Below are 12152 nucleotides of genomic sequence, written 5' to 3'. Positions count from 1 at the left end.
CATCTCTTTTTTAGGATAGGCGTCGATCCATCTTTTGATAGACGGTACCAGAAAGGAAAACGACTCTTCTTCGATTGTATTTTCCAAATCGAACGGCCCCTCTATATCATAAGTGTCCGAAGAGGATGTTTCCCCAAAAAGAGGCATTGGATAAGATCTTATTTGCGATAATTCGTATATTCCGTTTAAAGTATCCTTTACTTCCACTTTCTTTATTAATTCTCCAATCGTTGCCAGCAATACATACACGGAATAAATGGCGAATCCTTCGTTTCTTCTGTTATGCTGTGATATACTTAAGGGAAAAGAAGCAATTATGTTTTCCCTCTCAAAAATAAACGGATACTTTCCGGTGGGCATATTTCCATTCTCTTTTCTTAACTTAAGCATTCTATAGACTTCCTTTCTGGGAAATTTTATCATTCCGAAAGAATTCTTTTCTTTTTTGTCCTTATCCAGGATGGCCTGGATGTAGGAAGTGATGCAGCATGCTATGCTTTTTAAACTCGCATCACTGTATATCGATGCATGCTTGCACAATCCCTCTATAGAGGGTGACTTTAGAGAAACTGTTTTTCCGTTCTCTTTTTCCTGATACCCCAGGATACTTAATAAATTTCTTGTATAGCCGATTTTGATAAAGTATTCGAAAATGAGATAAGGATAATCGATCGTTTTTTGGCTGAAAAGAAAACTTAACGAGGTGAGAGCGCTGTTCAAACTGGAATCGGTCGTGGTAGGTTGCAACTGGTAAGCTTCATCCAATACCTTTTCCTTTATGAGTAATTTGAGTATAATCGGATTCAGATGTTTATAGCTGGATTTTGCCGTATCGATATCTACTCTTTTTTCATATAGGTCACTTAAAAAGGTATCCATCACGTCGACCTCATTAATACGCGAAATATTGTCAAAAGCCGAAAGAAACTGGATTTGTGTCCTTATCGGTAAACTCAATAAAAACGAACGGTACTCCTCCGCCTGGGAGGGGTTGACGATACCGAATTGACTCAGCAGATCATTATAGTAATCTACAATTGCTTTGCTATTGGTTTTCTGACCTTTCTCATTCTTCTGATTATATTCGATACATATACTTCTGGATTTTTTTCTGGAAAAATATATTTTTTCATATAAAGTGGTCAGGTGGATTCTTCTTTGGGGCTGCATCACTTTTTGCAAATATTGCCCACCCATTTCCGTGACTAAATCATCATAATCCACCATCCGGTTGAATTTTTCTCCTTCATTGATGACCAATGCCTTACTGAAATTTTTCCATTGTTTTTTGCGTACGGCTTTGAAGAAAAGCTTTATGTCGCCGCTCAATAAAGTAATAATCCGGGGAGAAGTCAAATATTTCCTGATCGTTTCCAATACCGGCCATCCTTTGCAAAAATCGATATCGATATCATCCAATGCTAAAATAAATAATTTCTTTTCAAGTATCTCCAGAGCTAACTCCACGAAATTGTAAAAATCATTTTCCAGGCTTTTGGCCAATTGAACGCTATTTAATCCCTTATGAATACAAAATTCCGGGCCCTGGCAGGTTTCAAATCCCCCGCCTGCTCCGTCAATGGCGGAAAGTCTAGCTGCAAGCGCTTTTGATTGGTTATCCCATTCCGTTTTACACAAACAGGGCTGACTTTCGGTATTACAACCATTTTCCGATATTTTCTTTTCCACCATCTTGGCGATCTGTGACATGATGGTAAGAAAAATATGCCCTTTCTCTTCAATCAGCGTCGGATCGATTATGTCGATTACGGCAATATCATCATTTTCTTTATACTTATCCAGCAGGCTTTTTATAAAAGAGGTCTTTCCACTGCCGCGTCCCCCTAAGATGCTGATGGTATCATGAAGGCGTTCATCCGATTGGTGACGGCAATCACTTCCGTTCTTTTGTTCTTCCTGATTTTTCAGGATATCTATTCTTTCCTGAATCCAACATGTAGCCTTATTGAGTTCTTCATAATGAACCAGACTGCTTTCATCAAATACCCGGGCATTCCGGCTTTCGGAAAGATTAATGGTAATAGGCTGCATAGTTACTCTTATTTATCAGATAATTCATTTACTTTGATAATTCGCGCTTTATTTTTTCCAATGAAGATATATCGTGAATGATATGTATGTAGGCCTATTTTGTCTACCTTTTCCAAATTTTTTATGTAATATCCCGGCGCATGATCATGTGATAAATGGTGAGTGCATTCTTATTTTTAATCGACAACCTCTTTCCATACTCTGCAGGCTGTTTGAAGATTATCATTCGTTTGTTTCATTTTTCTGTGCCTGCTTGCAATTGGAATGCAAAATTACAAAATAAATAACAAAAAATATCATTTTTAATACATAAAGAGTCAGAGAAATAATATACCGTTTAAGAGCGGCAATAGCCAGCGAAACATCACAAAAATGCCGTTTTGGAGATTTGCGTAACGAATTTGCTGACCGTTTAATTGTAAATTGATTTACAGATTGACAAAATCTTACTCATTTTATATTTGAATATCTCATCTTTTAATTATATGCTTTTATCTTGGTCATGTGTCAAATTTTTGAATTATTTCTCTAATCACCTGCATACCAAAGTTTTGTGGTTAAAGATTATACCATAGATTTGCATGATGTGAAGTGTGTATATTTTATCTGTTCAAAGGATATCTTCTTTGTCCAGAGGGGTATAAGGGCCGTCTTTCACTTCGAAGATCACTGTGCCGGATTCCATTACTTCCAGCGTATGCCATTGTCCTGCCGGAATATGTATACCGTACTCATTTTGTTTCGGGTCGATGGTGAATTTCCCGGTCAGCTCTTTTTCATCGTTGTAAAATAATACCCGGATACTCCCGCGGAGTACAATATAAGTTTCGGCCGTCCGTCGGTGACGATGTACAGGGAGTATTGTTCCCGGTTCCAACGCATTCAGCAGCCGCTGTGCCTTGGCCTCTAAGCTGTCATGCAGGTTAAAATTCATTCGCAGGCGTTCACTGGCTTGCGCCTTGGCCGTTACTTCGTCCAATAGTTGTTCGTCGATCAGCATGGCAATATTATTTTTCAATGATGGTTGTTTTCATTAATTGGAATTTCCGTCCATATATAATTACCAGAGTAACTGCGAGTATCAGGAAGATCCACCAGCCTATGGTCGGGTAGAGGGTAATGATCAGTGCGGAACAGATCAGTTGCGCCACAAAATAGATCAGGGAAACCTCCCTGTGATCCGTTTTGCATTCATTGGCCAGTATCTGGTAAAAATGCAGGCGGTGCGCCTCCATTATATTCTGTTTCAGGTAAATTCTATGCAGGATCGTGCAAACGGAATCTACCCCGTAAACCAACAAAAACCCGATCCATATCAGGGTTTGTGTTTCAATAATCAGCAACAGCAACAGCGTCACGATCCAGAAGGCAATGCTTACGCTCCCCACATCCCCCGCGAAGCATTTCGCCCGTTTCCTGAAGTTGAAAAACAGAAACACTACGGATGCCAGTAGCGGGAAGATCAGGAAATCGTTTTCGATGAAAGTCCGGATGTAGTTGTTCACATAGACCATCGGCAGCAGTATTGCCAGCGTATATAATCCTGTGATGCCGTTGATACCATCCATAAAGTTATACGCGTTCACAACACCGATAAATACAATATATCCGATCACAATAGCCCACCAGGGATAAATTCCGAACACGTTCGCCATGTAAAATGCGCAGGTCATAGCCAGCAGGTGGAACAGTAACCGGATTTTTTGTCCCAGGCCTTTCACATCGTCCCACAGGCTTACGCCCGCCATTATCGTGATACCGGCGAAGAACCATCCTGCCGGTTCCGATGGGTTTATCGACAGGTAGAGTAGGGCGGCCACCCAATAGATAATACCCCCTCCCCATAGCGTAATCCGGGTGTAGGAGTTTTGTTCTTTAGTATTATATCTGTCAGCAAAGCGGAAGTAAAAGAGTTCCGCGGTAAAAAGTAAGACGATGACAAGTAGATAGATCATTTCAACTCACATTGTTTTACATATTTTTAATAACCGAAATCACGCGCCGAATATCATCATCGGTAAGAGAAGAACCCGAGGGTAGACATAGACCATTGTCAAAGAGTTTTTCTGCCGTATTGCCGCCGTAATAAGGCGCGTCGGCGAATACCGGTTGCAAATGCATAGGCTTCCAGAGGGGGCGGGTCTCAATATTCTCTTCCTCCATCTTCAGGCGGATATCTTCACGGCTGAACCCCGCCACATCCGGATTTACTATGACGCAGGTCAGCCAGTGGTTCGAATTGAAATCTTCCGAAGGATTGTCAAAGACTGATATGCCCGGTATATCGCTCAACTCTTTTTTGTAAAGTGTATGGATAGCTCTTCTTCGCGCTATATGGTCGTTTAATACCAACATCTGCCCCCGGCCGATACCTGCACAGATATTGCTCATACGGTAATTATATCCGATATGTGAGTGCTGGTAGTGCGGTGCTTGGTCGCGCGCCTGTGTGGCGAGGAATTTGGTATATTTTGCTTCTTCTTCGGTATGGCAGACCAATGCACCTCCGCCGGAGGTAGTGATCATCTTATTTCCGTTGAACGACAAGCAGGCAAACTCCCCGAACGTTCCGCATTTCCGGCCTTTATATTCCGATCCGAGCGCTTCGGCCGCATCTTCGAGCACCGGTATTCCATATTCTTGGGCAATCGCCATTATTTCGTCCATTTTTGCCGGCAAGCCGTACAGGTGTACGGGGATGATCGCTTTAGGCTTCTTTCCCGTTTTGGCGATACGGTCTTCAATAGCTTGACGAAGATAATAGGGAGATATATTCCATGTCTCCGATTCGCTGTCCACGAATACCGGGTCGGCGCTCAGGTATTTAATCGGGTTGGCGCTCGCACTGAAGGTGAAACTCTGGCAGACTACCTCATCACCGGGACCGACACCTAATTGAATTAATGCCAGGTGAATCGCCGCCGTACCTGCACTTAACGCCACGATATACCTGTCCTCTTCTAGAAGCGTTTGTAAGTCTTTTTCAAATCCATCTACGTTAGGCCCTAATGGCACCACCCAATTGGTGTCGAATGCCTCCTGTATAAATCGTTGCTCTTGGCCCCCCATATGGGCCAGTGAAAGCCATATTCTCTTATTGTTCATAAATTTATTCTTTTTACCACTCTTGCAGGATTTCCTAAGACCAATACATTGTCTGGCACGTCTTTCATGACTACAGCACCGGCGGCAACAAGACTCCATTTTCCGATCTTGATACCGGGAATTATCACGGCTCCGGCTCCGACCTGACTACCTTCACCCACCAATACTGCACCGCAAAGTGTGGCGTTGGGGGAGATATGTACAAAATCCTCAATAATGCAATCATGGTCTACAGATGCAGTGGTATTGATGATACAATGTTCTCCAATTTTCACGCTTGATTGAATAATAGCACCCTGCATTACAACGGTGCCTTTATCGATAGAAGCATATTCGGAGATTATAGCTGAAGGATGGATTGCCCGACCGTAATTGATATCCTGAGGTAATTTTTCAGTAATCTTTTTCCTGATGTTGTTCACACCCACCGAAATAATCAATTCGTCGTTTCCTAATCGCTGAGAATCAAAAGAGCCGAAAACTGTATTATTCAGAAGTGTTTTCACTTCCGGATTATCGTCAAAGAGTCCTGAAATAACTACTCCAGAAGCTTTTAATGAATCGATAATTACTTTGGCGTGTCCGCTTGCTCCAAATAGATACATAAGAGATTCATATTAGTAGATTAATTGCCTTTAAACGCTTCCATTGTGGCGCTTGTATCGGAATTGATCCCTTCGCGTTTGAATACTTTTTGTAGGGTTCGCACTAGGATTTTCATATCCAAAGATACTGAGATGTTTTCCACGTACCATACATCATATTCGAATTTCTGTTGCCAACTGATAGCATTTCGCCCGTTCACCTGTGCCCATCCGGTTATACCGGGGCGCACTTGATGGCGGCGGCGCTGAAATTCGTTATAGAGTGGAAGATATTGCACCAAAAGGGGACGAGGCCCGATGAGCGACATGTCTCCTTTAATCACATTCAACAGTTGCGGAATTTCATCTAGTGATGTGGAGCGGACAAAATGGCCAATTTTTGTGAGGCGTTCCGAATCAGGTAATAGATTTCCCTCATTATCCTTTTCGTCTGTCATCGTTTTGAATTTAATGACTTTAAATATCTTTTCATCTTTACCCGGCCGCTCCTGGAAAAAAAACGCCTCGACACCCTTATTGGCTATCGTCAGCCAGATCCATACAACGATAAATATCGGGCTGATGATGATGAATCCCATAAGGGAAAGAACGAAGTCAAATAAACGTTTAAAAAAATGTTTATACATAGATACTATTTCAATCCTTTTTTAAAAGTCTATTGTATTCTTCTAATAATGCTTCCCACACTACTCGTTGTTCATATCGTTCGGCAATAAGTGAGCGGGCATTTTTTGCCATACGGTTTACCTCTTCGGGATGATGGAGAAAATAGTCCATTGCACCCAATAGTGCATTTTCGTCTTTGGGAGGAATAATAACTCCGTTTTTGTTGTGAATAATAATTTCATTGCAGCCGTTAATATTAGTAACGATACTCGGTAAATCCATAGCACCAGCTTGCATCACGACGTTAGGAAATCCTTCACGATAGCTTGGAAAAGCCAGACAATCGGAGATTGCCAAAAAAGTTCGCACATCATCTTGATATCCTACAGATATGATATTCGGATTATTTTCAATCTCCAGTTCCGTTTTGAGTAACAGTGGATCCAAATCCTTCTCAAACGGACCGACCAACAACAATTTACAATTCTTCGCTTTTAAACCAGAAAAAGCTGCAACTAATTCATTGATCCCCTTATCCTTTACCAAACGGCCAATAAAAATAAAGACAAAATCTTTTTCGTCTATTTGTAATGATTCGCGAAGATTTTTTTTTTCTTCAACTGTAAATGGTACTGAATCGAAATAAGCAGTATCAATTCCGTTTGAACTGCCACTTCCAATCACCTGTAATTTTTTTTCATTACACAATTTCTCGGAAACGATGAAATCCCTCAATCCATAAGAGTTTGGATACACTTTTGTCGCGAGCGAATAGGTCATTTTCTCTACAAAATTGAGAAGACGTCTTTTATTACCTGTAGCTTCCATCAGCGGGAGACCCGCTACAGTATGTAACCGCACTGGTACTCCTGCAAGTGATGCTGCAATCATTCCCACAATTCCAGCCTTTGGTGTATGTGTATGTACAATAAAAGGTTTCTCTCTTCGAAGAAATCTGAACATTTTCCACAATGCTTTGATATCCTGTACCGGAGTAATCTTACGTGTCATCTCAACTCCTTTAATCCGAATACCTTCATTTTCTCTTACCGTTTCAAGCACGTCAGAATAACTTGAAACAGCTACAACGTCATAATAAATACTCATAAACTTCAACTGTCCTTTCAGAAGTTTATGAAGAGAAATAGGCGCAGTAGAAATACGTATGAGCTTCTTCCTTATCATTCAGACAAGAGATGTTTGATGTTATTCTTCACAATTCTAAATTTTCCGCTTTTCTCTACCGGAATATTATCCACGTAATGGATTGATATTTCCATCTTGTTACCAACTCTGTCACGCCAGTTTTGAAGAAATTTATCCTCTATTTTCTTGTTATATACCACTTTGTCCGTTTCTACAAATAATTCGAGAGTGTTTAATTCATTTTGTATAACCTGGAAACGGATTATTCCCTTTGTGTCTTTCAGTGTATTAGATACATTTCCTAAATTGATTTTTCCATTTTCTGGTGAGAAAATATAATCATCAATCCGTCCTAATATTTCTCTTACCATTGGATTCTTATTTCCACATGAACAGGTTTTATTTTCATTTTCTAATGTAATAGAATCCCCAATATCATAACGAATAAGCGGAGTGCCGTATGTAGTAAATGAAGTTACGATTAATTTTCCAGAAGTTGTCGGTTGGTCATCATCGTCTAATACTTCGAACACTCCACTCTGTAATTCCAGATGTAAATTTCCTTCCGAGCATTCAAATATAAAAGGGGCTCCTTCTGAGGAAGCATATTGATTAAACATTTTTGAATGAAAGAATGGTTCAATAATTTCTCTCATTTCTGAAGTGATTGTCTCTGCAGTGGGGAAAATAGCTTTAGTTACCCTTTCTGGGTATTTATATCCATACCTTGTTCCATACTTAGCTATCTCCAGTATGTTTGAAGGAAATCCTACCAGATATTCCGGTTGGAATTGAATAATATCTTCCAAATAATACTTCAAATTATCCTCCTTTATATGAAAAGTGGAATAATACCGTACCTTATGCACGAGGTCTGTTTTCCAAAACCTGTGTTTACGAACATCTCTTTTGGTAAGTAAAGATTTGCCGGAAAACCAAGCTGTTTTTTTTCCTAATTCATACCCGTACCGGCCTCTGAAATCATCTAACATTGCAAAACGTTCCTGCATGTTCTCTGTCGTGAAATATACTTCCAGCGATTTGCCAGTTGTTCCCCCCGTTTTAGAATGAATAGCTTGTCTGCTGCTTATTGTACGTACATTATCAATTTCCTTACGCAGGAGCTCTTTATCAAGAATAGGTAGTTTTGAAATCTCATTTACTGATGAAGATGTTTCAATGTTGTTATAGAGAGAACGATAAAAGGGTGAATTAACTTTAGAAAAATTCACTAAATCTACGAACCTTTCATTTTGAATTTCTTTCAGTTGAGTAAGAGACAGAGTTCGGTTTTTTATAAATCTATCAAGGTATTCTTTGTATTCACCTCCATATCTTTTCTTATACATGAGCTTATTGTATAAGGAAACCATCAAGTTTTGAAAAAAATGAGGTAATGTTTGATATATATATTCTCCTTTCATAGTTTAAAACTAATTTGACTTTGTTAACTCTAATAAAAAACCATGTATTCTTTTTGCTTGTACTCTGTAATTAAATGTTTCGTAAACAAGGTTTTTACCCTTTTTAGCAACAGCTAGAGCACTTTCATAATTATTCATTATATATTTTATATTTTCTGCAAAGGCATAATTATCATCTGGTGTAACCATGAATGCATGTTTGTTGTTTTCTAAATACAAAGGAATATCGCCAACTTTGGTGACGATAGCAGGGTTACCTGTAGATAAGTATTCTCCCAGTTTGGTAGGGAATCCTCCTGTAGATTGTAAACTGGAAGGTCGTGCCAATGCCAAAATTTTCGCATTGCATAAGAGTGGTGGTATTTTATCTCTCGATACAACACCGTAAAACACCACATTCGGGCAACCGATCTCCTTAATGTAATCTTCTAATTTCATTCTCTCACTACGGTCTTTACTATCTCCGATGAGTAATAATTTAAGACTCGGAAAATCTTTTGCGATATAGCTAAATGCCGTAATCAAATTTTGAACTCCATCCTTATTTCCACCTATATCCCCACAATATGCAATATAGTCTCCAATATTATTTTCGACTTGTATCGAAAATCTTTCTGGCTCAACTGTCATGGGTACAACAATTGTTGTACAATTATTTCGTACTTTATCCTTAAAATAATCCTCTAGCTTGTAAGTCATTATTATCAACCCGTCAAAAAGTTTATAGGTCGTATTAACGTAGACATAGGCGAAAAATCGACCAAGAACTGATTTATTATTTAATACAAAAGGGAATTCACTTTTTTCCTGAACGAATTTTATTCTTTTTATTTTTGTTACAAGATATAAGGGATGAATAAGGAGTAAATTATTAGACACAAGAATAACAACATTAGTACGTTTAGATATAAGAATTCGTATTAATCTAATAAGAGCACCGACTAACGATAAAGTATTTTTGATTCTTGATTTAGACACATTCCTTAGTGCTTTATAGCGAATTCCATTGATTTCATGTTCTAAAATATCTTTACCATAGGCTGTTGAATATACTGTAACCTTGTTTCCAATCTCCACAAGACCTCTTGAATAAGAGAGAATTCTATTAACGGATGCAGCTCCGGATGGGAATGGCATCGTATTGACTATGGTAATATCTAAATGATTATTCATAGATGATTTTTGATAAGTTTGGTGTATTTCTTCGTATTTTGATAACTGTTCATTATTATTTTATATGAATTATAGTTTAATCTTTTTAGGTACCAATTCAAATCTCTTTTACTCTTTCTACTTTGAAGATAAGCATTGAGAAGTTGAGTTCTTTTTTCGTTATACACCTCTTTGTCATCTTGAAGTCGGGCTGAATATTCTGAAATACGCCGTAATATGAGATCTTTCTGTATCCTTTCACATACTCCACCATCGAATAAAGGAATAAATTCATATCCTGTCAATTTAGAACTATCGTATTGCAGTGATAAAATTGCTGATTCATGGTTGTTTTCATTCATTTTTACCAATGGTTCTTTGGACTTGTTTGTATAAACATCATCAAAACAGAAATTTCCCAGGCTATAAGCAAAAAGAGAATCATTAAATTCTTCAACACCTTGAAGAACATGAGGATGATGTCCATAGTAAATATAAGAATAAACAAGCGAAAGCTTTCTAGCCATCTCCACATGATCATAATTAGGATAATTAATATGTTCTTGGCCAGCGTGGATACTTATGATGCTTGCGTAACCCAAAGACTGATCCTCTTTCAACTTATTTTCCACAATTTTATAATCTAAAGGGTTGACTCCTGTTGACGATGCATTGATTGGATTAGTTGAAAAGCAGCAATACCCACTAAAAGCAATCTTATTTCCACAAATAGTTATTTTCAGATCTTTATTTTCAACTCCAAAATAATCAATGCCGTTCTCTGAAAGGATTTTTTTTGTCAAATTATACGACTTGTAACCAAAATCAAACATGTGATTGTTGGCAAGACAGACAGCGTCAACTCCCAAATATTTCAGCAACTCAATGTTTTCAGGATCGGATTTTATATATGCTGATTTATTCCCAAATCGTTTAGCATTATCCGAAGCAAAAGGAGTCTCCAGGTTTAGCACCACGTAATCAAAGTGTTTAAGAACATCAGCGGTCTTTTCCAGAATCTTTTTCGGTGTCCCATATTTCAAGCAAAATTTGCCATAGAATGCCGTATCTCCTAATAGAGCAATTTTCATAATATTAACGGTTTATTCACTCCAAACGACTCGTTTAATATAATCCGTATAGGAGATGATGATGCGTACTACCTTGTCACTTACGTTGGGCATGCTGTAGTCGGCCACGGGACGGAAATTTTGTTTTTCCCCAACCGATTGATATTGTAACTGCACTAGCCCCTGCATCACCCGTTCGGGGTTCAGGCCGACCATCATGACCGAGGCCTCTTCCATGGCTTCGGGACGTTCGTGCGCTTCGCGGATATTTAACGCACGGAAATTAAGGATGGACGACTCCTCCGAAACAGTTCCGCTATCCGATAACACGGCAAAAGCATTAATCTGTAGCTTGTTGTAATCACTCAACGCCATTGGCTTCATCAATTGTACGTTTTTATGAAATGCAACCCCTTTCTTTTCAATCATCTTGCGCGTGCGGGGATGGGTAGAGACAATCACCGGATAACCATATTTCTCCGCCACGCCATTCAGAATTTTCACCAAATTGAAGAAATTTTTTTCTGAACCGACGTTCTCCTCCCTGTGTGCGGAAACAACAAAATACTTTCCATTTTCCAATTGCAACTCATCAAGAATCGTTGATTTTTCTATTCTCGGCATATATTGTGTAAGCACTTCGAACATAGGACTGCCCGTTTTGATTACCCGATCGGGGCGTAACCCTTCAGCGAGAAGATATTCACGGGCGATATCGCTATAGGTGAGATTGATATCCGCCGTATGATCCACGATCTTGCGGTTGCTCTCCTCCGGCACCCGCTGATCGAAACAACGGTTACCCGCTTCCATGTGGAAGATTGGGATATGGCGTTTCTTCGCAGCGATGGCGCAAAGACAGGAGTTCGTGTCGCCAAGTACGAGGAAAGCGTCGGGTTTCACCTCTTCCAGTACCGGATCAATATTGATCAGGATTTGTCCGGCTGTTTCCGTGGCGTTTTTTCCTGCCGCATTTAGGAAATAGTCCGGCC

Annotated in this window: 11 protein-coding genes; all 11 read right to left on the bottom strand. The window is 39.3% G+C overall.

Annotation, left to right across the window (positions count from 1 at the left end):
- The coding region (locus Q0502_RS04135; protein WP_298647482.1) for a P-loop NTPase fold protein at window positions 1-2052 on the bottom strand (2052 nt) is incomplete at its 3' end.
- A 610-nt stretch (window positions 2053-2662) separates the two neighbouring features.
- Entirely contained in the window at window positions 2663-3052 is a 390-nt protein-coding gene (locus tag Q0502_RS04130) for a WbuC family cupin fold metalloprotein (RefSeq protein WP_298647485.1), read from the bottom strand.
- Window positions 3053-3059: 7 nt separating this feature from the next.
- Window positions 3060-4007 (bottom strand): UDP-GlcNAc--UDP-phosphate GlcNAc-1-phosphate transferase, encoded by a 948-nt coding sequence (locus tag Q0502_RS04125; RefSeq protein ID WP_298647480.1) that lies wholly within the window; start codon window positions 4005-4007, stop codon window positions 3060-3062.
- 16 nt (window positions 4008-4023) lie between these two features.
- Entirely contained in the window at window positions 4024-5157 is a 1134-nt protein-coding gene (locus tag Q0502_RS04120; RefSeq protein WP_298647478.1) for an aminotransferase class V-fold PLP-dependent enzyme, read from the bottom strand.
- Window positions 5154-5762, bottom strand: a complete 609-nt coding sequence (locus Q0502_RS04115) for an acetyltransferase (protein ID WP_298647475.1) — start codon at window positions 5760-5762, stop codon at window positions 5154-5156. Before Q0502_RS04115 ends, Q0502_RS04120 begins: the two co-directional genes overlap by 4 nt.
- Window positions 5763-5782: 20 nt before the next feature.
- The gene (locus Q0502_RS04110; protein WP_298647472.1) at window positions 5783-6388 is read right to left on the bottom strand and encodes a sugar transferase; all 606 of its coding nucleotides are present in this window, start codon (window positions 6386-6388) and stop codon (window positions 5783-5785) included.
- Between the two features lie 10 nt (window positions 6389-6398).
- Window positions 6399-7553 (bottom strand): glycosyltransferase family 4 protein, encoded by a 1155-nt coding sequence (locus Q0502_RS04105; protein WP_298647469.1) that lies wholly within the window; start codon window positions 7551-7553, stop codon window positions 6399-6401.
- Entirely contained in the window at window positions 7550-8938 is a 1389-nt protein-coding gene (locus Q0502_RS04100; RefSeq protein WP_298647466.1) for a phenylacetate--CoA ligase family protein, read from the bottom strand. Before Q0502_RS04100 ends, Q0502_RS04105 begins: the two co-directional genes overlap by 4 nt.
- Window positions 8939-8947: 9 nt before the next feature.
- Complete coding sequence (locus tag Q0502_RS04095) at window positions 8948-10111, bottom strand: glycosyltransferase (protein ID WP_298647463.1); 1164 nt, start codon at window positions 10109-10111, stop codon at window positions 8948-8950.
- Window positions 10108-11181 carry a CapA family protein gene (locus Q0502_RS04090; protein ID WP_298647460.1) on the bottom strand — a complete coding sequence of 358 codons (1074 nt, stop codon included), beginning with the start codon at window positions 11179-11181 and terminating at the stop codon, window positions 10108-10110. The genes Q0502_RS04095 and Q0502_RS04090 overlap by 4 nt, the downstream gene beginning before the upstream one ends.
- Before the next feature lie 12 nt (window positions 11182-11193).
- Window positions 11194-12152, bottom strand: a 959-nt coding sequence (locus Q0502_RS04085) for a UDP-N-acetyl glucosamine 2-epimerase (RefSeq protein ID WP_298647457.1), incomplete at its 5' end; no start/stop codon positions are given.

This window comes from uncultured Proteiniphilum sp. (genome assembly GCF_937873925.1).
Taxonomy (GTDB): domain Bacteria; phylum Bacteroidota; class Bacteroidia; order Bacteroidales; family Dysgonomonadaceae; genus Proteiniphilum.
The sequence above is the reverse complement of the archived record's forward strand: the minus strand, read 5'-3'. Positions and strand labels throughout refer to the sequence as shown.